27 protein-coding genes and 1 pseudogene are annotated in these 23,079 nt (G+C 38.9%); all 28 read left to right on the forward strand.

The features are described from left to right. The first annotated feature begins 10 nt into the window (after positions 1–10). The 28 genes and pseudogenes from nadE (at position 11) to ACGG81_RS05815 (ending at position 23,025) form a co-directional block, all read left to right on the forward strand. Complete coding sequence (gene nadE / locus ACGG81_RS05680) at positions 11–739, forward strand: NAD(+) synthase (RefSeq protein ID WP_270672002.1); 729 nt, start codon at positions 11–13, stop codon at positions 737–739. A 616-nt stretch (positions 740–1,355) separates the two neighbouring features. Further along, positions 1,356–2,660 carry a group II intron reverse transcriptase/maturase gene (gene ltrA / locus ACGG81_RS05685; protein WP_270665968.1) on the forward strand — a complete coding sequence of 435 codons (1,305 nt, stop codon included), beginning with the start codon at positions 1,356–1,358 and terminating at the stop codon, positions 2,658–2,660. A gap of 455 nt (positions 2,661–3,115) precedes the next feature. Further along, the gene (locus ACGG81_RS05690) at positions 3,116–3,268 is read left to right on the forward strand and encodes a hypothetical protein (protein WP_270665967.1); all 153 of its coding nucleotides are present in this window, start codon (positions 3,116–3,118) and stop codon (positions 3,266–3,268) included. Then, positions 3,255–3,983, forward strand: coding sequence for a recombinase family protein (locus ACGG81_RS05695; protein ID WP_270665966.1), 729 nt, complete (start codon positions 3,255–3,257; stop codon positions 3,981–3,983). Before ACGG81_RS05690 ends, ACGG81_RS05695 begins: the two co-directional genes overlap by 14 nt. Continuing rightward, entirely contained in the window at positions 3,984–4,517 is a 534-nt protein-coding gene (locus ACGG81_RS05700; protein ID WP_270665965.1) for a hypothetical protein, read from the forward strand. 303 nt (positions 4,518–4,820) lie between these two features. Continuing rightward, positions 4,821–4,985, forward strand: coding sequence for a hypothetical protein (locus tag ACGG81_RS05705; protein ID WP_016439144.1), 165 nt, complete (start codon positions 4,821–4,823; stop codon positions 4,983–4,985). Between the two features lie 30 nt (positions 4,986–5,015). Then, positions 5,016–5,667, forward strand: a pseudogene (locus tag ACGG81_RS05710) (hypothetical protein). 278 nt (positions 5,668–5,945) lie between these two features. Then, complete coding sequence (locus tag ACGG81_RS05715; protein ID WP_120091263.1) at positions 5,946–6,785, forward strand: tyrosine-type recombinase/integrase; 840 nt, start codon at positions 5,946–5,948, stop codon at positions 6,783–6,785. A gap of 2 nt (positions 6,786–6,787) precedes the next feature. Then, on the forward strand, positions 6,788–7,939 hold the full coding sequence (locus ACGG81_RS05720) for an IS91 family transposase (RefSeq protein ID WP_390107600.1): 1,152 nt from the start codon (positions 6,788–6,790) through the stop codon (positions 7,937–7,939). A 324-nt stretch (positions 7,940–8,263) separates the two neighbouring features. Then, positions 8,264–8,437: an HD domain-containing protein gene (locus tag ACGG81_RS05725; RefSeq protein WP_390110044.1), complete on the forward strand. Its 174-nt coding sequence runs from the start codon at positions 8,264–8,266 to the stop codon at positions 8,435–8,437. Between the two features lie 37 nt (positions 8,438–8,474). Then, positions 8,475–9,035, forward strand: coding sequence for an HD family hydrolase (locus ACGG81_RS05730; protein ID WP_270665964.1), 561 nt, complete (start codon positions 8,475–8,477; stop codon positions 9,033–9,035). Between the two features lie 54 nt (positions 9,036–9,089). Further along, positions 9,090–9,359 (forward strand): DUF5963 family protein, encoded by a 270-nt coding sequence (locus ACGG81_RS05735; RefSeq protein ID WP_155882744.1) that lies wholly within the window; start codon positions 9,090–9,092, stop codon positions 9,357–9,359. Between the two features lie 52 nt (positions 9,360–9,411). Next, complete coding sequence (locus ACGG81_RS05740; protein WP_016439140.1) at positions 9,412–9,741, forward strand: hypothetical protein; 330 nt, start codon at positions 9,412–9,414, stop codon at positions 9,739–9,741. Between the two features lie 19 nt (positions 9,742–9,760). Further along, positions 9,761–10,516 carry a hypothetical protein gene (locus ACGG81_RS05745; RefSeq protein WP_120091443.1) on the forward strand — a complete coding sequence of 252 codons (756 nt, stop codon included), beginning with the start codon at positions 9,761–9,763 and terminating at the stop codon, positions 10,514–10,516. Positions 10,517–10,563: 47 nt separating this feature from the next. Then, on the forward strand, positions 10,564–10,959 hold the full coding sequence (locus tag ACGG81_RS05750; protein WP_016439137.1) for a hypothetical protein: 396 nt from the start codon (positions 10,564–10,566) through the stop codon (positions 10,957–10,959). 152 nt (positions 10,960–11,111) lie between these two features. Further along, positions 11,112–11,468, forward strand: coding sequence for a DUF3592 domain-containing protein (locus ACGG81_RS05755; protein WP_390110049.1), 357 nt, complete (start codon positions 11,112–11,114; stop codon positions 11,466–11,468). A gap of 53 nt (positions 11,469–11,521) precedes the next feature. After that, complete coding sequence (locus ACGG81_RS05760) at positions 11,522–12,040, forward strand: ClbS/DfsB family four-helix bundle protein (RefSeq protein ID WP_390110051.1); 519 nt, start codon at positions 11,522–11,524, stop codon at positions 12,038–12,040. A gap of 24 nt (positions 12,041–12,064) precedes the next feature. Further along, a complete protein-coding gene (locus tag ACGG81_RS05765; RefSeq protein ID WP_390110054.1) occupies positions 12,065–12,538 on the forward strand; it encodes a hypothetical protein in 474 nt (157 codons plus the stop codon). 218 nt (positions 12,539–12,756) lie between these two features. Beyond that, positions 12,757–13,503 carry a MerR family transcriptional regulator gene (locus ACGG81_RS05770; protein ID WP_390110056.1) on the forward strand — a complete coding sequence of 249 codons (747 nt, stop codon included), beginning with the start codon at positions 12,757–12,759 and terminating at the stop codon, positions 13,501–13,503. 133 nt (positions 13,504–13,636) lie between these two features. Beyond that, complete coding sequence (locus ACGG81_RS05775; protein WP_336304821.1) at positions 13,637–14,152, forward strand: MBL fold metallo-hydrolase; 516 nt, start codon at positions 13,637–13,639, stop codon at positions 14,150–14,152. A gap of 103 nt (positions 14,153–14,255) precedes the next feature. Further along, positions 14,256–14,417 (forward strand): DUF6440 family protein, encoded by a 162-nt coding sequence (locus ACGG81_RS05780; protein ID WP_336304822.1) that lies wholly within the window; start codon positions 14,256–14,258, stop codon positions 14,415–14,417. A 30-nt stretch (positions 14,418–14,447) separates the two neighbouring features. Next, complete coding sequence (locus ACGG81_RS05785) at positions 14,448–14,879, forward strand: hypothetical protein (protein ID WP_336304823.1); 432 nt, start codon at positions 14,448–14,450, stop codon at positions 14,877–14,879. Between the two features lie 66 nt (positions 14,880–14,945). Further along, positions 14,946–15,266 (forward strand): TfoX/Sxy family protein, encoded by a 321-nt coding sequence (locus ACGG81_RS05790; protein WP_120105189.1) that lies wholly within the window; start codon positions 14,946–14,948, stop codon positions 15,264–15,266. Positions 15,267–15,336: 70 nt separating this feature from the next. Beyond that, complete coding sequence (locus ACGG81_RS05795; protein WP_016439126.1) at positions 15,337–15,519, forward strand: hypothetical protein; 183 nt, start codon at positions 15,337–15,339, stop codon at positions 15,517–15,519. Beyond that, positions 15,450–15,662 carry a GNAT family N-acetyltransferase gene (locus ACGG81_RS05800; protein ID WP_330670587.1) on the forward strand — a complete coding sequence of 71 codons (213 nt, stop codon included), beginning with the start codon at positions 15,450–15,452 and terminating at the stop codon, positions 15,660–15,662. The genes ACGG81_RS05795 and ACGG81_RS05800 overlap by 70 nt, the downstream gene beginning before the upstream one ends. Before the next feature lie 219 nt (positions 15,663–15,881). Further along, positions 15,882–19,847, forward strand: coding sequence for a VWA domain-containing protein (locus tag ACGG81_RS05805; protein ID WP_390110061.1), 3,966 nt, complete (start codon positions 15,882–15,884; stop codon positions 19,845–19,847). Positions 19,848–19,874: 27 nt separating this feature from the next. Then, positions 19,875–21,950, forward strand: a complete 2,076-nt coding sequence (locus ACGG81_RS05810; protein ID WP_390110064.1) for a zinc ribbon domain-containing protein — start codon at positions 19,875–19,877, stop codon at positions 21,948–21,950. Positions 21,951–21,972: 22 nt separating this feature from the next. Then, entirely contained in the window at positions 21,973–23,025 is a 1,053-nt protein-coding gene (locus ACGG81_RS05815; RefSeq protein ID WP_120105192.1) for a low specificity L-threonine aldolase, read from the forward strand. The last annotated feature ends 54 nt before the right edge of the window (positions 23,026–23,079 follow it).

Consider the following 23,079-nt stretch of genomic DNA (forward strand, 5'->3'; position numbering starts at 1 on the left):
GGTGCAGGAGATGTTCGATGCAGGAAAGGTAACAAAGGACTGTATTGACTGGATCAGAGATTTTTTTGAACAGAACGGACAGGACTGTAATGCAGTTGTAGGAATTTCCGGTGGAAAAGATAGTTCTGTTGTAGCCGCTTTATGTGTGGAAGCACTGGGAAAAGAGCGTGTTATCGGAGTCTTGATGCCGTGTGGGGAACAGGGGGATATTGATATGGCGTACAAGCTTGTGCAACATCTGGGTATCAGATACTTTATAGTAAATATAAAGGAGTCTGTTGATGCAGTTACAAAAAGTATCGGGATTTTGCCGGAAATTTCTGTACAGACAAAGACCAATCTTCCAGCCAGAGTGCGTATGACAACATTGTATGCAGTATCACAAAGCATGAATGGCAGGGTGGCAAATACCTGTAATTTGTCTGAGGACTGGGTAGGATATGCAACCCGCTATGGAGATGGTGCTGGTGATTTCAGCCCACTGTGTAATTTGACTGTTACAGAGGTTAAGAAGATCGGAATGGAGTTGGGACTGCCTGCTGAATTGGTTGAAAAGACTCCTAGTGATGGACTTTGCGGGAAAACAGATGAGGAAAATCTGGGGTTTACCTATGCAGAGCTGGATGAGTATATAAGACATGGCGTTACAAAGAATATGGAAACAAAGGCACGGATAGATTCGCTGCATCATAGGAATCAGTTTAAAATTGAGCCGATGCCAGGATTTGTATATAAATAACTGAATATTAACAGCGTTCTGAAGAAAACGGGTGGTGACTGATAGTTGCCATCCGTTTTCTGGGTGCGCCTTGCGGCGCACGTCGCTAATGGATGAAAGTTGTGTGTTCTGCAAGCTGTTATCAGCTTGCCAGTGAAAGTCTGGTCAAGGTAATCGCCAGTGAGCCTTGTAGCGAACCTCCAATGCTTTTGGATGACCGACTGTGTTGAAGCGAGGTATGCCTGTGAGAAACAGGTGCAAAATAGCAGTCCGTAACATAAAGTGAATCCTGTAGCATCGTTACGTTAGCCCTGTAAGGGACAAGAGGGAGTCGAGTCACTGACTTTCTGACGAAGACCATGGAAGATGTGGGGATACTGGAGTACAGCATTGAGGAACCCTTCGGTGTAGAGGGAGCGGAATGTTATGAAAGTTGATAACGGAACAGAAGAGATCTCATACCATCATATAACCACAAGTATGTAACTGAGGATATAAGCACGCATGCGAAATTTCTTGAGAAGTGGTATGAGAAGTCGGAGGAGCCCATAGTATCTATGAACTATTGGTAAGAAAAACAATGGGAGAAAAGGGGCTCTGCTTTAATCAAGATTAACGGGAAGGTAAGTGATAGTGCATGCCAAATATTGGACAACAACACTCAACAGAAAAATCACGACAACTTCAACGTAATCTATACCTGACAGCCAAAAAGGATAAGCAACGCAGATTTCATGCGTTGTATGACCGTATCTTTCGCCTGGATATTTTGTGGCGGGCATGGAAAGAAGTGCGAGAAAACAAGGGGAGCGCTGGGATTGACGGCATTACCTTTGAAATGATTGAGGAATACGGAGTAGAAGAATACTTGTTGGATATTCAAGAGGATTTAAAGAATAAGAAATACAGACCTAAACCGGTAAAGAGAGTATACATTCCAAAACCGGATGGGAAGCAAAGACCATTGGGGATTCCGACTATTAGAGACAGGATTGTGCAACAAGCCTGTAAGATAGTGATAGAACCTATCTTTGAAGCAAATTTTCTGGATAGTTCTTATGGATTCCGTCCTAAAAGAGATGCAAAACAGGCTACAGAAAAAGTGAAAAAAGAATTATATAAAAACTGGTATGTAGTAGATGCGGACATACAGGGATACTTCGACAACATCAATCATGAAATACTACTGGGATTATTAAATCGTCGCATCAGTGATAGAAGGGTCATTAAGTTATGCAGACAGTGGTTACAGTCAGGAGTCATTGAAAATGGGAAATATTATCCAACGGAAAAAGGCTCACCGCAAGGAGGAGTCATTAGTCCGTTGTTAGCAAATATCTATCTTCATGTATTGGACTCCTACTGGGAAAATCATAAAGAACTGGGCGTCATAGTCAGATATGCAGATGATGCAGTGATTGTGTGCAGAACAAGAAAAGATGCAGAATTAGCGTTTGAGCATCTGAAAAGAATAATGGCTAAGTTGAAACTGACATTGAATCCGCAAAAAACAAAGGTTATAGATATGAATAAGGAGAGCTTTGACTTTCTTGGATTCCGTTACCAGAAGTTTGGTAAAACCAAAAGCGGACGAAAGTTGCCTTATATGATGCCTAGTAAAAAGGCGATGAAAAAGGTGAAGGACGCAATCAGAGTAATTACTTGCAGAAAGTCAGCCTATGAGGGTCTGGAGCAAAAGGTGGAGAAATTAAATCCACTTATAAGAGGATGGAGAAATTACTTTCAGCATGGAAACTCAACAAAACGATTTAAACAGCTTGATGAATACGTGTGGATGAAGCTATGGAGACGGGTGTATTACAGGCGAAAGCAGAAGAAATACAGAGAGCATGTGTTGTATGGATTTCGAAAGTGGTATGCAACCAGTGGAATAGAGTACTTTTATTATCTAAATAAGAAAAGATATGTGGCGGTCTTTTGAATGCTGCGGGAAGAAGATTATCGGAAAGCCGTGTGAGGGAGAACCTTATGCACGGTTTGAGGTGGCAGGCGATGGAAACGGAAACTACCGCGCCATCGCTTGACCCTACCCTAATCCGCCCTAGTAGTGGGAAGGATACAGCCAAGACCAAGGGTGTCCTATTCATGGCAAGACTATGATTAACGTGAGGGGAATCTGAAGGAAGGTGGAGGCAAATCTCTGGTCTGACGAACAGAAATCACATCAGGCTATAGTTAAGGATAAGGTTGCACAACAAACCTAAGTCCAATAACTACTCGGAATTAACTGTAGTAAATGTGGCAGATATATGGAGAGAAAGGTGTGGAGGAGCAGCTTAAGAAAGAAAAAGGCTGTGCATTTCACAAGCGGAACTGGCAGAACGAGCGGATGTATCTGTAGACACAATAAAAAGTATTGAAAATGGAAGACGGGCAATGAGTCTGGATACATATTTGAGGGTTGTTCAGGCGTTAGAGACAACACCGCTTGCGCTTATGAGTCAGGAACAGCCAGAACAGTATATTGAGCGTTTTATTTTTATGATGAATCGACGGAACGAAAGAGAAATAGAGTTTGATTCGCATTGAGAATAACCATGAGGCTATCATTAACAGACGGGATTTTGATTTAGCCCAGGAACTTCTTAAATTAGATACCAGATGTTCGCCGGGAGAGAATAAGGTATATCCATTGTCTGGCGTTCTGGTATGTGGGGACTGTCTTGACAGTATGGTGCGTAAGACGGTTCCGGCGAATGGAAAGCAGTATGTATATTATGTATGCTCTACCAATAAGAAAAATAAAAATCATTGTTCCTCACACCGTATCAGCGAAGCAGATTTGATGGATGCAGTATTAAAGTCTATTCAGCTTCATGTAAGTGAAATGTTGGGTGTTGCTAAGATGTTGAATGAGCGAGGTGTTCCGGCTCCGTCTGAATTTCAGAATATGCAAGGTTATCAGAAAGAATGGAGCCGATATAGTGCAAAATGCTATTGGACAGATGATAGAATTCGGAGCATGATAAAAGATGAAAGATATACCGGGACAATGATTTCATTAAAAACTACTTCCTTTACGGTCAGAGGAAAGCGTGTAAAAACACCACCTTCTGAATGGGTAAGAGTAGAAGATACGCATGAGCCTATTGTATCTTATGAGCTTTTTGTAAAGGCAAATACAATGTTTCGGCAGATGGAATTTAGGTTGAGTGGTAAGTCCGGTAAAAATATCTATCATTGTGGATATTGTGGCAGGAAAATGCAAAAGGATAAAAAATTCCTCAGATGTCATCAGAGATAAGTGGTAAAAGAATGCAAATGCCGAAGTGCAGTTATAAGCTTTGAAGAAGCAGACCAGACGGTTTTAGCGGCACTAAAGCAGCAGATACAGTTGTTTATCAAAGCAGCTGAACTATCCAAAGAAGCAAAGAAAAAGGTGACTTCATATTCGGAAAGAGCAGAGATTACTACTTTGATAAAGTCCATTGCCACATTGAAAAAGACTTGGATGCCACTCTATGAACAGTACACAGATGGTAAGTTATCCAGAGAAGATTTCCTTATGGAAAAGAAGAAATATGATGAAGAAACTGCAAGATTGGAACAACGGTTGCAGGAGCTTCAGAGCAGACAGGAAATACAGCAGGAAAATCATCAACAGATAGAAAAGAATATCAGTCAGTTGAAATGTTACGCTGATCAGATGGAACTTACGGAAGAAATAAAAGAGAAGCTGATTGACAAAGTGAAAGTATATTCCGATAATAGAATAGAAATCTGTTGGAAGTTTGACAGCGGTTTTTTAGATACGCAGACTATGCATAAGTGTGGTTGATATACGGATTTGTGCAGAAATAAAAAAATTATAATTTTTTTTAGTCCTTACTTGACAGAAGAACAAACAATATCTAAATGGGAGAACGGAGTTTCCCAAACAAAAGGATATTAAGGAATAACCTGTGTTTACCTGCTTGCAGAATACTGTTGTATAAGAGAATGACACTTGAAATATAGTGTCTTTTTCTATATATAATGAATTTTAATTAGATAACTGAAAAAGAATGACTGTTCATTTTTAGCGTGATATAATTTATGTTAGAGAGAATGATAAATTTGAAAGGTGTAAAGGAGACCAACTATGAAAGATAAAAGCATTTTAATCAGTGTGGGAATTATTATTTATATTGTTATGTCTGGAATTGATAGATTTGTTTATCATATACCTAATGTTATTTATATTCCAGTAGCAATTCTCGGTATTGCTTTAATTTTAATTGGCTTTTTCAAGGATAAATCTAAATAACAAAATTTGAAGTTGCGAGGATGAACATTTATGAAAGGAAAAAGTAAAAGTGGAGTTTCAATAATAGGTGGTGCAGATGGTCCAACAAGTATTTTTATAGCTGGTAGAGCACAGAAAAGACCTCTAAAAGTAAGGATACGAAGTATTCTCTACAGATTTAAACGTAAGAGAGCAGAGAAGAAAGTATGTTGCAGGCGAACATACTCTTGATGAGTTAGTACAATATGCAAAGAATAGCTACAATCTAATTGAAACTAATTCATCTGAGAGAAAATATATTGAACAACAAAACAATCTAAAGGAGAGTTTGATTTTACAGCATAAACCAGAAATTTTAGGTGAAATGAAGGATATTCCAAAGCCGAATATTTACAACGAAAAATCTATTAGAGAATATCTTTATAAAATAGAGGCACGAAGAGAAATGATTGCCGAAATGCCAGATAATGTAATTCCTATGAACTTCCATCTATATGAAATAAGAATAGGTGATGATTCTCTTGAAATGAATATAGATTATATTTGGAATATATTCGCGATATCGTATTCTGGAAATAAGAAAGTAATGAAACAATTTCAAAAAATTTCAAAAGATTTGTATATCTTTTATGGTGTTAGTGAAGATGATATTAAGAAAAAAACAGAAAGATATTTATCGTTGGTAACAGTATTAAGTTCATAAATTCCAATTGAACAAAATCGCTGCGCGATGGCCTTCCAAGGCTATTGCACAGTTTCTTACTTTAGTTTTCTAAAAAAGCAGTGACAGGATTCTCCCAAGATAGTATTGTTTAAGTACCACCAAAAACAAACTTCAAATACGGGCTTAGTTCCCTACCACTGCCTATGAAAAGAATACCATTTTTCCACCGTTTCTACAAGCGGTTTTATCAAGCGAATGCTCCTCCGTAAAGGCATGTGGAACTTATAAAATTTCATTTATTTTACGGAGGATATTTTATGTACGAAGATATTTATAATCAAATCAAACTCGCTGCGGAAAAGAAAAATTTAAAGCCATCCACAGCTAATGCCTACTGTCATACGATTAGACATTTTTTAGATTATACAGGGAAGCCATGGGATGAACTGATTATTGATGACGCGGATGCTTTTTTAACTGCAAAAAGGTTATCTGGAGTCATGCCGGAAACTTATAATCATTATTATTCTGCTATACGTTTTATGTATAAAAGAATCTTAAAACTATACTGGGACGAAGATGAAATCGCCCGCATGAAACGCGATCGGGCTCTTCCTGTTGTTCTTTCAAAGGATGAAATCAATTCTATTCTTGATGCAACTAAAAATTTGAAACATAAAGCAATGATTGCAACCATGTATTCTGGTGGACTTCGTGTATCAGAAGTGGTACATCTGCACTATGACGATATATCCAGAAGTAATAAGTCTATTCATATACGCAATACCAAAAACCGAAGAGACCGATATACTATTCTTGCCGACCGTACACTGGATTTACTTACAGAATACTGGTTTCAATGCGGTAAACCAAGGGATATACTGTTCCCAAGTCAATGGACTCACAATTACCTTGATATTTCAAGTGTAAATCAATTCTTAAAAATAAGTGCAAAAAAGGCTGGCATTACGAAACATTTTTCTTCTCATACTTTCAGGCATAGTTTTGCAAGCCATCTTTTGGAAGCGGGTTGTGACATTAAATATATTCAAGCATTATTAGGACATACAGACCCAAAATCCACAGAAATATATCTTCATGTGAGTAACAAAACACTATTGGGAATTAAAAGTCCTTTTGACGTGCAGGAGGATTAGGCATGGAAAATCCAACTGTACAGGATATATTTCACTCTTTTTATCTCAAATATCTGGACAGATATACACCTTCTGCGGAACAGGCAAAAGTTTCACACTCCATTATGAACTGCAAGACCGGCGCTTATGGAGCAAATGTCAGTGTTTGTGAAGATTGTGGCCATCTTCAGATTCACTACAATTCCTGTCGTAACAGATGCTGTCCTATGTGTCAAGCTCTTCCTACCGAAAAGTGGATGGATGCCCAACGGGAAGACGTTTTGGAAGCACCTTACTTCCATGTGGTATTTACAGTCCCTCAGGAACTGAATCCTTTAATCTATTGTAACCAGAAGCTCCTGTATAATGCCTTGTATCATTCTGTCTCTTCCACGATAAATGAACTTGCTGAGGATGAAAAATATCTGGGTGCAAAGGTCGGATACATCTGTATCCTGCATACATGGGGATCTGAAATGAATTTCCATCCCCATATCCATGTCATTCTTCTCGGTGGTGGATTGACTGCTAAGAATCAGTGGCGCGATAAAGGTGAAGAGTTCTTTTTCCCTGTTAAAGTGTTATCTAAACTTTTCCGTGGAAAATATCTGGATGAACTGAAAACTTTATGGAAAAATAAAAAACTTCAATTTCACGGAAGCAGTGAAAAATACCGGAATCACTATGCCTTCAAAGAGCTGATAAATATCTGCTATGAAAAAGACTGGATTCCACACTGTAAGAAAGCCTTTAACGGTGCACAGTCTGTTATTCATTACCTTGGTAAGTACATACACAGAATTGCTATCAGTAATCGCCGTATTATCCGCATGGATGAAGATACTGTCACATACTATGTGAAGGACTACCGTGAAGCAGGTAAATGGAAAGAATTGACTATCCCCGGAGTTGAATTTATCCGTAGATTCCTTATGCACGTACCACCGAAACGATTTGTCCGGATCAGACATTATGGTCTGCTGTGCACCCGAAGCAAAACCAAACAACTTACACTATGTAGAAATCTTCTTGGCTGCAGGCAATATCTGTCTCGACTGAAAAATATGAAAACAGCTCAAATATTGGAAACACTTTATGGAATCAAGGTTTCTGTTTGTAAATGCTGTGGAGGACATCTCGGAACCCCTCAGCAACGGATACCTTTACGGATTTAAAAACCAATAATTAAATATTTTTACGAAGCCGCAGAAATGAGGCCTGTTTGTTGTGGAAAAATATCTTTTTCTATAAAGAAATCTGATACAATATTTTAATCAAAACAGTTTTTTTCTACAAAAGAAACGAATTGAAACTCCATATATTCCGGCTATCCGGACACGACTTTGTTCACTATAGAAAAATCGAAATTGGTGCAAACGACAGGGCAGTTTATCAGCAATCTATAAGCTGCTTTATCGTTTACACCAACTTCGATTGGTTTCTAATCAATTTAGAAAGCTGATAAAAATAGGAAATCAGGATTTGAAGGAGAAATTAAGATGGAAGAAAAAGAATTATTGCAGGCATTGGCTGTAGCAGAGAGGTTGAAAGATACGACTAGACATTGTTATACATCGAAAGGACGTCAGGAAAGTGTTGCTGAACATAGTTGGATGATGACTCTTATCGTTGGTAACAGTATTAAGTTCATAAATTCCAATTTAGAAAGCTGATAAAAATAGGAAATCAGGATTTGAAGGAGAAATTAAGATGGAAGAAAAAGAATTATTGCAGGCATTGGCTGTAGCAGAGAGGTTGAAAGATACGACTAGACATTGTTATACATCGAAAGGACGTCAGGAAAGTGTTGCTGAACATAGTTGGATGATGACTCTCATGGCATTTTTTATGAAAAATGAATTTCCAGATGCCGATATAAATAAAATTATCCAAATGTGTATTATACATGATCTAGGGGAATGTTTTACGGGTGATATTCCTACATTTAGAAAAACAAAAGAACATGAAGATACAGAAGAACATCTGCTGAATGCCTGGATAGATACATTGCCGGAAGTAACTAAAAAGGAAGTGAAAGACTTGTATAAGGAAATGGCAGAAAAGCAGACAATCGAAGCCAAAATCTATAAAGCAATTGATAACCTGGAGGCGTTGATCCAACATAATTTTTCTGATATTTCGACATGGTCTGAAAATGAGTTTGAATTAAATTTAACCTATGCGGATGACAGAGTGGGCTTTTCCCAATGCTTGTCTGATTTGAGGCAACAAATTAGACAAGATACTATGAAGAAGATTTCCAAGTGCTGATATTTTAAATTAGAATCTGATGAGGTAAAAATAAATGAAGAAAAAATAAAAATCATAGTTGTGTTGGTAATTGGATTTGTAGTCGCAATAATATTGATGAGTGTCGCAATTTATTTTGGAGACATTAATGTATATAGCACAAGTGTAGATACATTGCCTGTTAAAATATTTGGAATACCTATTTATGAACTGACAAAATCAGGAACAAAGTACATTGGCAAAACAATAGAAATTTATATGGGAGTAGTGTGTGGTATTTGTATGTTTCTTAGCGCTATTGCTGAAGAACTTATCAGTAGAATCAGTAGAGTAAAACATAAATAAATTCCAGTAATATGGAGAGATGAATTTAAATTTGTGAAATCGAGGATATGATATGGGCGGACGAATGATAGGATTTATAGTATGGGCAATCGTTGGTTGTATTCTGATTGGCATAGGAGTATGTGCTTATTTTTCAAAAAAGACGGTTGCTTTTTGGGCGAACATGAAGGCTTTTCCAGTAAGAGATATAAAGGGATATAATCATGCACTGGGTAAATTGTTTATTTTCTATGGAATGCTTTTTGTTGTGTTAGGAATGCCTTTATTAAGTGCTCAAAATACTCCATATATTTTGCTGTCAGTATTTGGTGTAATGATTGAAACGATAGTATTTATGGTAATTTATAGCTTGTTTATCGAGAAGAAATATAAAAAACAGTAGGACAAGGAAGTGATATTCCATGAAAAAATTTTTGAAAATATTGTTCATCCTTATTGGAATCGTTTTTCTGATTTTTGTAGTTCTGATAGGTATTGGATTATTTGTTGATTTTGAATATGATGATCACATTGAAAATGGTCGTTATACTTATATTCCAGAGGAGGAAAATAAAGATAATGAGTATGTAGCATTTACGATGAGTGATTATGATAAAAATGATTCAGAGCTTACCTATTACGACTCTATTGAAAAAGCTATTTTACATTCTGCTCTGAAAGAAGAAAATGAGGAACTTTCCGTTCCGGATGATTTTCTTAATCATGTGGATGAAACTTTTCATATATGGAATGGTGAGCAGTATGATACGATTTTTTATCGGGCGGGAACAAACGATGATCCGGTGCAGGGATTCGTATTCGCACGCTTAAAAAAGCAAATACAAAATGGAAATACACGCTATGCGTTTATCACTTCCACACAAGTTACTGCGAAGCCGGACAGTAGATATAGCTCAGATTTTCATAAGTTTCTTCATTCTATTTTAACATTGAGTGATTTTCAACAAGACTTAAATCCAAACTATCCGGATACTCGTTTTGTGTTTGGATATGCGCATGAAAAAGAAATCTATACATTAGAAATTGAAGGACAAAAGCCGGACGGTGTCATTGAAATTGATGAATATGGCAGAGTGACCTATATGTGGTATTACAATGATTTAAAGAGCGATAAGAGAGGCGACTGCCTGAGTTATTCCATAGATGTACCTGAGTAAAATGCCGGTTTACCGGTATTGGTAAGAAAAAGGAAAGGATATCCAGTATGAAAAAAGAGAAAAAACAGATTTTATATATTTTCACATTTTTGATTTTAGGGTGCGTGATCGGCTATTTTGTAGCAGTTACGCAGATGAAACAAGTCAATGATCCCGAATATATTGCATTTTGGGCAAGTCAAGACATGCCGGTTCCGGAACCGATCGGATTTCCGCGGAGCATCATTTCGTTTGGAATGCTTTTTTCCGGGATACCTGCGGGATTGATATTTTTCTCCCATATCGCTAAAAAGTGGCTGACTTCAGCTGCTCCTAAAATTATTATTGGGTTTCTTACCTGGCCTATTTACACACTTGCCGGGGCAGTCGGGGCAATTCCACTCGTTGTTTATTTGATTTACCGGTTATGGAAAGGACGGATATCATATCAAAAATACAAATAGCATGGTTAGGATTTCTATTGGTTGGAGGGGTAGGAGTACTTTTCATTTTCTCTGGAGTGATGATAACTTTTGTGACAAGAAAACAAACGAAGCAGTGTATGAAAAAGATAGAAGGCACTGTTGTGTAATACCAGTTTCCGGGTGGCGGAAGTATGAATCCGATCGTGGAATATGTTGTGGATGGAAATCGTTACACAGCAAAGAAAAAATTTCGTGGGATATTGACAAAGAGGATATCTGGACTATCCGTACATGTAGCGTCAGGCGTCTATGAAGATGAAAAAGGCTGGCTGCATATAAAAACGGGAGCGATTGCAAACTTGCGTGAATTAGCAGAACAGCTGTGGCCTATTGGCAGCAAGATGACCGTTTACTATAATCCCGATCATCCGAAAAGATGTTATGTGGACAGACCTGTTCTGGGAAGCACGATATCTGCTGTATTTATTGTAACGGGTCTGATCATACTAGTTTTAAGTGTGTTACTATTTGTGCTGATCCAATTATAAATTTAAAGAGATATCATGTTATTAAACAGATTAGAATTTAAGGAGAAGATATTTTGAGAACATACAAGGATAAAGAAGAATTAAAAAATGAAATCAATAAAAGTTTTGAAAAGTATATTTCCGAATTTGATGATATTCCGGAATCTTTAAAAGATAAGAGAGTAATTGAAGTGGACAGAACCCCGGCAGAAAATCTTGCTTATCAGGTTGGATGGACGACATTAGTTTTGAAATGGGAAAATGATGAGAAACAAGGAAGAAAAGTGCAGACCCCATCCGAACTATTTAAGTGGAATCAGCTAGGCGATTTATATCAATGGTTTACGGATACTTACGCATATTTATCATTAGCAGAATTAAAAGATCAATTAAAACAAAATATTGCATCGATCCATACCATGATTGATTCAATGAGCGAGAAAGAACTATTTCAGCCGCATATGAGAAAATGGGCTGATGATGCTACAAAAACAGCGGTATGGGAAGTCTACAAGTTCATTCATGTTAATACGGTTGCGCCTTTCGGAACTTTTCGAACTAAGATTAGAAAATGGAAAAGGGTAGCACTGTAAATAAGAATATCAGGTGGTGATAGAATGAATTTTGCCATATTTAGATTATTTACAAGAGTTTCATTATTTGTTATAGCTTTCATGGCTTGTATCGTTTATCTAATTAAAAAGAGAAAGTTTGTGTATTCGATATTTTTTGATAAAGAAGTGATAGAAAAAGATTATACTGGAAAAAATGATATAAAAATTCTTCGATTGGCTAATAGCCTTCTTATGATAGTTACTATTCTCTTGATCTTATATTTGAAAGATGTTGCTTTAGATATGCCTTATATCATAAACAAACAGTATTGTTATGCGGAAGGATATGTCATGGAACAATCTCATGGCGGTGCGAATCTATCTTCGGAAAGAAGAAGTATTTTTCTACATGACAAAGTGACAGACGAGGAAATAGAAATTACTATATTTTCGGGATATATTGATAAAAATGAATATCTAAGAATAGAATATCTTCCATATACAAAATATGGGGCTATTCAGGCTGTGGAGAACTAAAGCGTAGCAGTGTAAAATAGGAATGGTCGATTTTTGTATAATCATATTTTACTATATCAATTATTAGTTTGAGGGCTCTTATTGTTTGTTCGCCTTCTCTGACATGAAAAAAAATTAAGCGGAAATGGTGTGGTTTTGAAAAAATACTTGACTGTAAACCTTGTTTATAGCTTATTCTTAAGGTAATAAAAAAGAGTTGCTTGAAAGGGGTGAATAATATGACGATAAAAGAAGTAGAAGAACGAACAAGTTTATCACGTTCTAATGTCCGTTTTTATGAAAAGGAAAAACTCATTGAGCCTTCCAGAAACGAAAAGAATGGTTATAGAGATTATTCTGAAAATGATGTGGAAAATATAAAGAAGATTGCATATCTACGTACATTGGGAATTTCTATCGAGGATATACGACGTATTATGTCTGAGAAAGTAACATTGCAGGAAATGGTTAAAAAGCAGAATGAAGTATTAAAAAATCAGATGATTGATTTGGATAAGGCGAGATTCATGTGTGAAAAAATGTTGGAGGAAGAAAGCATTAGTTATGAAAAATTACAGGTGGAACAATATGTAACAGAATTGGAAGATTATTGGAACGACCATCAGGTTGTTTTCAAATTAGATTCGGTCAGCTTTTTGTATATATGGGGGAGTATGCTTACTTGGACAATTATTATTGTACTATGCTTGATGATTGGAGGATTCTCTTATTCTAAGTTACCGACAGAAATTCCAGTACAATGGAGTAATGGAGTGGCAACATCTCTGGTAAATAAAAACTGGATTTTTATTTGTCCGATTTTATGCATCATAATCCGCTATCTACTAAAGCCTTTTATCTATGTAAAATTACAGATGAACAATTATTATGGAGAAATTGTAACAGCGTATTTGACAAATTATATGTGTTTTATTGTGTTGTCAATAGAAATTTTCTTGATACTGTTTACTTTCGGGGGGGGGTAAAAAGTATTGTTCTGCTGCTATTTGTGAACACGGTAGTTTTTATTGGATTGTTAGTAGTTGGTTTAACTAAAATGGATTTGCGAGGAAAAGAGTTTTTATGATCCGGAGTTATTACCTGAAAGGTGGGACAAAAATGAAATCACATTGGCATCATGACCACATTTTTGGTGTGCATGCCATCAATGGAATCAGTATTGCTCACGATAAAACAAATGAGTTTCTAAAAGATCAGCAAAAACAGGCAAAGGACCTCAATTATATCAAAATACTAAAAAAGCAAGATGTTCATTTTGAAAAAGAACATTGTGGACAGGATAAATTAAATATTGTGCTGTCAGATATAGCATTTTCTGATAATATACCGTTGGATTTGAGCGGCATCACAGCTCAAATTTTTCATACGGTTTCTTCACATTCAGATGACACCACTTGTGTTTATGTATTTGAAGAAAAGGTGTTGTTTTTAGGGGACATCACCAGAGCAGATTTTTTTGATAATGGATACATGGACAAAGATCGGGTTCAAGATTTGATACAGACGATTCAATCAACAGATTATTATTGCTGTATTTTAGTCACTGTGAACCACTTGCGAAAGAAGAGTTTCTTTTCTATTTGGAAAATATACTCTAATTGTTTTTTGTTGTAGAGTTTAGCATTTAATGTAATGGTAATAGAAAATCAAGTGAATAAAAAGTGGAGAATTTAAAGAATCATATATAACAAATTAGAATTTTTAAGGAGGAATACTTATGGATCGTTTTAAGAAGATTTATCAACAAGGTACGATTGATGTAGTGGAAATTTGGGTTGATACAGAAACCGGTGTGAATTATGTTTTCCATAGAAACGGAAATGCAGCGGGATTTACACCATTACTTGATAAAGACGGCAAACCAGTAGTAAGTAAATAGTGCTACAATTTTGAATTTGGAGGTATAGCGGTGTACGAAAATTATAGTAGACAATCATTGCCAACAAAAGAGTATCGGGAATTATTAGGTAGTGCTCTATGTGTTTTTAGTTCAAATAATGGATTTATAATAGAAAATATCATTAACACAGATGATTCATTTAATTGGTATGATTTGATTGATAAAGAATCAGGATTGCTTAGGAAATGTATATCAGATACTATTTCTAATAAAACTGGAAATAAAGAAATTGAAAACTTATTTTTAGAAATTGTGAATATGAGAAATAGGATTATACATGGATTTAGAATTACATCAAAACAAGGTGAGCAAGTACTTGCAACAAAAACTCTTAAAAAGGACGGAAATACTCAATTTGAAATAACGATAGAATATTTGATGGATTTTATATTGAAAAATGAAAAACTAGGTGATTTGCTCCACGAATATAGAGGATATTAGTCTGTGAAATTCCAGTCTTACGAAGAGCGTGGAAGTACACATGAATTTGACTTTGGAGGTTTAGCAGTGGCATCAAGTAAAGAATATTTAGAATTTGTTTTAGGGCAGTTATCGGATCTGGAAGAAATTACTTATCGATCTATGATGGGAGAATTTATTATTTACTATCATGGCAAGATTGTAGGTGGTATCTATGATGATAGATTACTTGTAAAACCGGTGAAATCAGCAATTAGTTATATGCCAACAGTTTCGTATGAATTGCCTTATGATGGAGCGAAAGAGATGCTGTTGGTCGAAGAAGTTGACAGTAAGGAGTTTTTAACAGGTCTGTTTCACGTTATGTATGATGAATTACCAGCACCGAAGCCGAAAAAGAAAAGATAAATTACTTTCGGCTATAGAAAACAGAAGTGAAATGAGCAGACAGATAAAGCAGAAGTTGGAGGACAGTGTTATGAGAAAAGTAAATTTATTTATCGCAATGAGTCCGGATGGGGATAATATTGTGGGAGGTCTTGGGGTCATTGTAAATGATTTTCATAACAAAAAAGATCTTACACCGAATGTATGTGCGTATATACCGAAAAAGAATATCAAGGGCAAGGAATCGCAGGACATTTACTGCATACAGTTGTAGCAGATATGAAGCGGAAAGGGATCACACCACTCTATCTGATCACGGATCTTACAGATTTTTATGAAAAATATGGATGGGAATTTTTCTGTATGGTTCAGGGCGAAGAAGATCCTGAACAGATCAGAATGTATATTCACAGATGAAGAGGTAGGGAATCGAAAGGTTTCCTGCTTCTTAAATTTGTGGATCCCCTTTTGGTCACGGCATGAATTTGTCTGTTTCCTACATAGAAAAATAATGACGTCAGAAAATGAAACTGTTATAATAAAGATAGACTTTATTTCTGTCAAACAGTGAGAGAAATTTCGTATATAGAAGAGGAAACACAGTGAGACAGTGTACAAATGAGAAGGAGGGGGATTATGGGTACGGGATTGCAGATGATCGTGGGAATGCTTGCAGCGCTAGTGATCGTATGTTTGTTGATAGTAGTTCACAGGAAGCAGAGGCTGGTGTGGAGTGCTGTTTTTGTTCTGCTTGGAATTACGACAGTGTTTGCCGGGATATTTATTTTCACAGGGAGTGAACGGAAAGAGGATGAGAAAACAGCATCGGCAGAGCAATTGGAGGATGTCTATATTGGACTTGCTTATGGATTTATGGAAGAAGAGGCATATGAGGAGGCAGAAATTTTTCTGGGGAACTATCTCTCTTCGGGGGTATATGATGATGCCTATCTGCTTGCGCGGGCAAGGCTTTATGGATTGCAGGAAAACTATGACGGTGCGGAAGGCTTGTACCGGATGCTGATTGACAGAAAGTCAAAGGCAGCTGGAAGAAATGAGCTGAAAGAAGAGCTGAAAGTGATAGAGAGGGCGAAGAAGGAAGCGGATGAGGATGCGAGAGAGGATGCAAAATCGCTTTTGAAGGAAGCGGCATCTTCCTGTACAGAAAAGCAGACAGGGACAGAGGATGTAGTTTCCTATTATCTTGCAGTACAGAAAGAACAGGATGGAGAAGAGGAAGAAAAGAAAGCAGACATCCCGGATGGAGAGATATGGAAACTCCGGGAGATGAAGCTTGCCAAAATGCAAGGGCAGATCCAAGAGGAAAATTATGGGGAGATTGCGCAGGAGATGAATGACTGGGAGGACAGCAGTCAGCTGCTTGTATTTTCTGAATTGTATCGTCAGGGACTGATCAGCACATCCATGCTCCGTAAAAATGAAGAATTGCAGGCAAAGACAGAGCAGGCCAAGCAGGCACTTTTCTGGGTAAATAAGCAGAAAAGGGGATACAGGTATACCGGGGAAGACAAGAAACTGATCGATCAGACGCTGAAGCAGTTAGAGAAAGCATCTGATGACAGTGAAGATGCATATGATTTCTGGATGCGTGACAGACTTTTAGAGGCGGCGGGGAAGGAAGAAGAGAAAGAACCGTCAAAGCTTTATATGCAGGCATCAAGGCTTGCCTACGAGAGTGGAGATCAGAGAAGTGCGAATTCCTGCCTGGATAAAGCGCTCGATACTGTGGCAAGGAGTGAGGATGCTGCTTATCGTGGTCCGGCAGGAGAACTGAATCGGATTTTATCGGAGAAAGAAGATAAAGAACAGCTGAAAGAAATTGATACCTATGCGAAACTTACCGTTGATCATATCGTTCCGATTGTAGATCATTCTCAGGATACAGACGGACAGAAGGAAGAAACTTTTCAGGAGAATAAAGAAGAGAGGCAGGAAGATTTCACGCAGTATGTCACAGATACTGTGAATCAGAAGGCGGCATCTGTAAGTATTTCGGGAATTGATACCAAGGAGTTTGAAACTGTTCGGGCAGTAGTTTCTTTGGAGGAGGGGATTGCAGACACCGAAGAGAAGTTTCGGGAAAATGTGGAAATCCTTGATTGCGGGGTAGAAATTCCTGATTATAAAGTGAAGAAGCTGGAATATGACACAGTAAATATTGCGCTTTGCTGCGATAATTCCGGCAGCATGGAAGGAGAGAAGATCGAGAATCTGAAGAAGGCAGTTTCTACATTTGTAGGGAAGCTTGCGGATGAGGTCAATATCGGGATTGTTCCATTTGGAAGCGGTGTGTTAGAAGGGGTCTGTGAGCCGGGAAGCAGCAGGGAGAAATTGGAGCAGTCTGTGGAGTCTTTCCGTTCTGATAGTGGAACCAATATATACAGTGGAGTCGAATATACACTTTCGATGCTGGCAAAAGAAAAAGATGCCTTGAATATCGCGGTGATCATGTCGGATGGACAGGATAGTATCCCTTCAGAGGAGCAACTTCAGAAGATTACTTCCGTCTGTGAGAACGGAAATATTTTGTTGTATTCGATGGGGCTTGGTGCGGATGTAGAGTCGGAAGTGCTAAGTACTTATTCCGATGCAGGAAACGGAGCATATGTCTTTGTATCGGATTCCAATTCGCTCTATTCTTTCTATCAGTATATTTATCAGATCAGTAAGAACCGTTATGAGATTGAATATCAGGCAGTCGACACGATGACACAGAGCCGGACACTCCGAGTGGAACATAAAGGACACAGGAAGATTTATGATGAGAGATCGTATTATCTGTATGAGAATGATCTGACAGAGGAAGATCTGGGACCAGAGAGTGATCTGCAGATTCAGGATATGATATTTTATGGGTTAGATACGAAGCTTCTTTATGAGTCTCCTGCTCCCCAGAAGGTGAGACTGATGGGAAAGGATTTAAAGAAAGAAAATAAGATTTCGGTATCTCTTCACGGGGCAATGGAATATGAGTTGGAATGCAAATATGAAAGTGACACAAGTTGGGAAATAACGATTCCGGCGAGAGCAGCATGTGGAGTGTATGACGTTTATGTGACGGCAAATGGAGAGCGAAGAGTATTCCCGTCTGGGCTTGTGATCACTTCAGGAGATCTGAATACGGTTCGTTATGGAAATTATATATTTACTTCTACCGGGAAAGAGGTCTGCGGAGACACGACAAAACTGACCGGATATATCCGAATGAATGGATGGCTTGGATTCCAGGACAGTGTCCAACTAGAAGGAGATTTGAAGAAAGATCCGGAAGTACTTATGCGCTGTCAGAGATCTTATGTACAGTATGATAGAAATACTGCAAAAGGATATGCAAAGCATCTTGCAGAGTATGGAATGTATGCTTCCCTTCCGGGATTTTCGGAAATGACACTGTATAATGATCCGCTGACAGATGCTTCCTCGGATAAGTATCCGGTGAAACCGGCGGTCTCAAATGGAGCATTCATTCTGCAGGATTTTTCAAGGATTGATTATGCGACGATTGCATTGTATCCAAATCAGGCAGTCATTGAGTTTGAAAGTGTACAGACCGAGCTTCCATTTCAGGATGATGTTTTAAAGACAGCAGAATCTGCAAGTCCGTTTGCATTTGAATTTGATCATACAGAACAGATTATCATGAATGATAAGCAGATTGGCTGTGATATTTCACTGAGTCTTGGGGAGGAAGATGAGAAAAATTATCATGCACTCTTTGGAAATATGCCGATCTACTGTAACCTTGGTACAGCGGAACTAAATCTGAATACATTAAGTGGGGATGTTTCTGCGAAAGTACTTGTCAATGTTGCAATGTTATGCGATGGCATGGGACTGGAACTGCAGTGGAAAGAATGGAAGCTGGATGGCGTAGAACTGTATGCAGACTATCCGGTCAATACGACAATTTCGGGAGTTCCGGTAACCTTTTCAGATTTTTCACTTGGTGTGGAGGAAATCAGTTCGATGGACAAGCTGGATATCAGAGAACTTCTGAAACTGAAATACAAAGGAGGCTTTGAGGTGGCGGTGGCAAAGGTTTCCGAATTTAAGCCAGGGTTGGAAGAATGGGTCGGCGATGTAAGCCTTGCCTCTCTTGATCAGGTGTCTTTGGAATTCCAGTTGAGCAGAAAGTATATTTCGGTGGCAGCAACTGCAAAACTTCTGGAAGCAGTTCAGATCGGAGACTGTACACTGGAGCTTGGAGAAGGAATTTCTTATACAAATATGTTGCTTGGTATGCAGGGAGAAACAGTCAATGGCTTCCGGGGAGAAGTCGGAGTTGGAATCAAGATGAAGAAAGATAATTGTATGTTCAATGTCCGGGGAGCTGCGGAGCTTGCACTTACAAATAAAGTGTGTGGAATTGGGGCTTCCGGGGAGTTGGAGGCAAATGTATCCTGGTGGGTTTTGGCTTTGCAGACGCAGGCAAAAGGACAGGGATTTATCGGAGTCTATGAGCAGCATAACGGAGTGTGGGCATTCGGGCTGCATGGACAGACGAGTGATCCGGGAGATAAAGGCATTCATCTTGTATGGGCATCGGAAAATCCAGAACTTTCGAGCAAGACACTGAGTTAAGAAAAGGATATGAAAGAGGGAGCATGTATGGGAAAAAGGAAGAAAATAGAAAAACGACTTGCGGTGTATAAGAAAATGCAAAAAGGCTTTCTGCATATTCTGTTGATTGTTCTTGTCTGCTTTGGGATGGTACAGATGGGAGAACTCCAAGAAGTACAGGCAGCAAGATCGGATCTGATGACTCTGGAAGGAGAGAAAGATGTTGTTGTAATCCTCACTTATGATAAGGAAGCGCCTGAAGTTTCTATCACGGATCCTTCCGGGAAGGTGTATGCAAAAGAGAGTGATTTTGCGGCGGTACAAAAAGGGCAGGGGGCAGTTTACTATTATCTGCGAAATGCACCAGGAGGCACCTGGTACATAGATTACGATAAAAAGTCAAATAGCAAACTGGAAGTCCATGTCATGCCGTGGTATCAGGAAGTGGAGATACAATCTTTTGTGATGGAAGCGCCCAAAGAAGAGCGGATTCGAATTCAGGCAGAGGTGACTGCAGAGGAAAATATCGGATATACATATTATATTTATGCAGTGACGATGAACGGGGAGATGATTGACGGGAAGAAAGAGCTGAAAAGTGGTAGCGGTATAGCAAACCAGAAACTGGAAACAGAGGTAGATATTTCTTCGCTGCCCGATGGAGAAAATTATCGGTTGCAGATAGATGCAGTGGTCACAGATACTGATGAGACGGAACTCACCACATCGGCAGTTACTGGAGAAGGCTTTTCTGTGAAAGGACGTACAAAAGCAGGTGACGGGGCAAAACTTCGCACCGTACTGGACTATACAGACAGTGCACTGGAGATCGACTGGACCAATGCCGAGGAATCCTGTGACCAGTGGGTGATCGGTGTGTTTCAGGGGAAAGATACAAAGGAACCTGTTTATGCAGAACAGCTTGATAGGGACAGCAAAGCGACGACTGTCAGCATTGATCTGGATGGAGAGGATCTGAAAGTAGAATTGTCCGCTATGAGCAATGGAAAAATCGTGGCTAAATATGATAGGATGATCTCATTAAATCCAGGGGTGACAGTTACGATTGACACACCGGAGCAGACCGGATCGACAACGGCAGAAGTTTCGTATGATGTTGGCGATAAGAAGGTGCAGGCAGAAATAGCAGTAGGAGAAAAGTCACAGAAGGTTCAGTGGGAAAAGAACGGAACAGCTGCATTTGAAATTGCAGATATGGAAACGCAGGAAATCTGTGTTGTCTATGGATGGGAAACCGGAAGTTTTTACCGGATATCCAGACGGATCAGCACAGATGTTGTACCGCCAATGCTGGAGCTTTACGGAGTGGACGAGAATATCCGAGTAAAAGAAAAGATGCTTCCGCTTTCTGGGAAAACAGATTCGGATGCTACGTTGAAAATAAATGGCAAAGAGCAAAAAATTGGGAAAGATGGGACATTTCAGATTTCCCTCAAACTAAAAAAAGGAGAAAATGCGATCACACTGACCGCAGCAGATCCACTTGGGAATCAGACATCCAGAACGATTCTTGTACAATATCAGAAGGAAGGTACAAAAGGGGAAAAAGCACCGCTTCCGGGAGACTTCTGGATTTTGGGAGGAACATTTCTTACTACGTTTCTGTGTGCGTTGCTCATGGGGATATTTGGAATCGTCTCTGGCAGAAAAGGGGGCAATATAAGAAAAATCTTCGCAGTGGCAAAAGGCTTCTGCGTCTGTGGAATATTGGGAGGGATAGCTGGCAGCGGCTGGTATCTGTACCGTTACTGGAAACTGACAGAGAAGATTTCAGGGAAAAATCTGACCGGGGTATTAAAGGCGGCTCCGGTATCTGATTTGACAAAGGTATTGGAACAAAGGCAGGAGTGTCTCAGACTTCTATGGATTCCGGCAATGGCAGCGGCAGTCTTTTTGCTTCTGTTACTCCTTCTTATCATTGGAGGAAGGGCAGCCCGAAAGGCACAGGAAAATCATAGAGAAAAAGCAGAACGAAAGAAAGCACAGAGAGAAGAACAGAAGCAGAAAACGAAAGAAGAAAAAGAACGATATTGTCCGTATTGCGGGGCGAAAAATTCCGCTGCGAGTAAATATTGCGGAAAATGCGGAAAATTGATGGAATAAAGAATACAAGGAGGAAAAAGAAATGCAGCAAAAAATTCATTTTGAATGTGATTACACGGAGGGAGCGCATCCGAAAATTTTGAAACGTTTGATGGAGACGAATATGGAACAGACAGTCGGATATGGAGAAGATCCTTATTGTCAGAAAGCAGCAGAACTGATCCGCGGACTTTGCAAAAAAGGGGAGGTGGCAGTCCATTTTCTTGTAGGGGGAACGCAGGCAAATCTGACAGTGATTTCAGCGCTCCTTCGCCCGCATCAGGCGGCAGTGTGCGTGGAAACCGGACACATTAATGTCCATGAGACAGGAGCAATCGAGGCGGTTGGGCATAAGGTGATATCCGTGCCGGGAAAAAACGGAAAACTGACGGCAGAAGATGTGGAGCGGGTATATCGATTACACTGGGAGGATGCCACTCACGAACATATGCCACAGCCAAAACTTGTCTATATTTCTAATCCGACAGAGATTGGAACAATTTATACAAAAGCGGAACTGGAAGCACTGCGGGCGGTATGTGATCGGTGCGGGCTGTATCTGTTTTTGGATGGAGCAAGACTGGGATATGGTTTGGCAGCGGAGGATAATGATCTGGATCTGGAAAGCATTGCGGCAAACTGTGATGTGTTTTATATCGGAGGGACGAAAATGGGAGCACTCTTCGGAGAGGCTGTTGTCATCTGTAATCCAAAACTGCAGGAAGACTTCCGCTATCTGATCAAACAAAAAGGCGGTATGCTGGCGAAAGGGCGGCTGCTTGGAATCCAGTTTTTGGAGCTTCTTCAAGATGGTTTGTATTTTGATTTGGGCGAACATGCGGTGAAACTTGCACAAAAACTTAGAGAAGGTTTACTCAACGCAGGTTACAAAATGCAGGACAGTACGACAAACCAGCAGTTTGTGATCGTTTCGGATGAGGAATTGAAAAAAATAGAAGAGAAATATTGTGTATCTTATATTGAACGGATTGGAGAAGATCAAAATGTGATCCGAATCTGTACAAGCTGGGCAACAACGGAAGAAAACGTAGAACAGTTTCTCCGTGATGCAGAGCAGATAAAGAAAGCGCTTTAAACTAACTCCATAGGAAGCATGTTCCTTTCCATGCTTCGTTAAAAAAAGAATCTC

It is taken from the genome of Faecalimonas umbilicata (assembly GCF_042846195.1).
GTDB classification, from domain to species: domain Bacteria; phylum Bacillota; class Clostridia; order Lachnospirales; family Lachnospiraceae; genus Faecalimonas; species Faecalimonas umbilicata.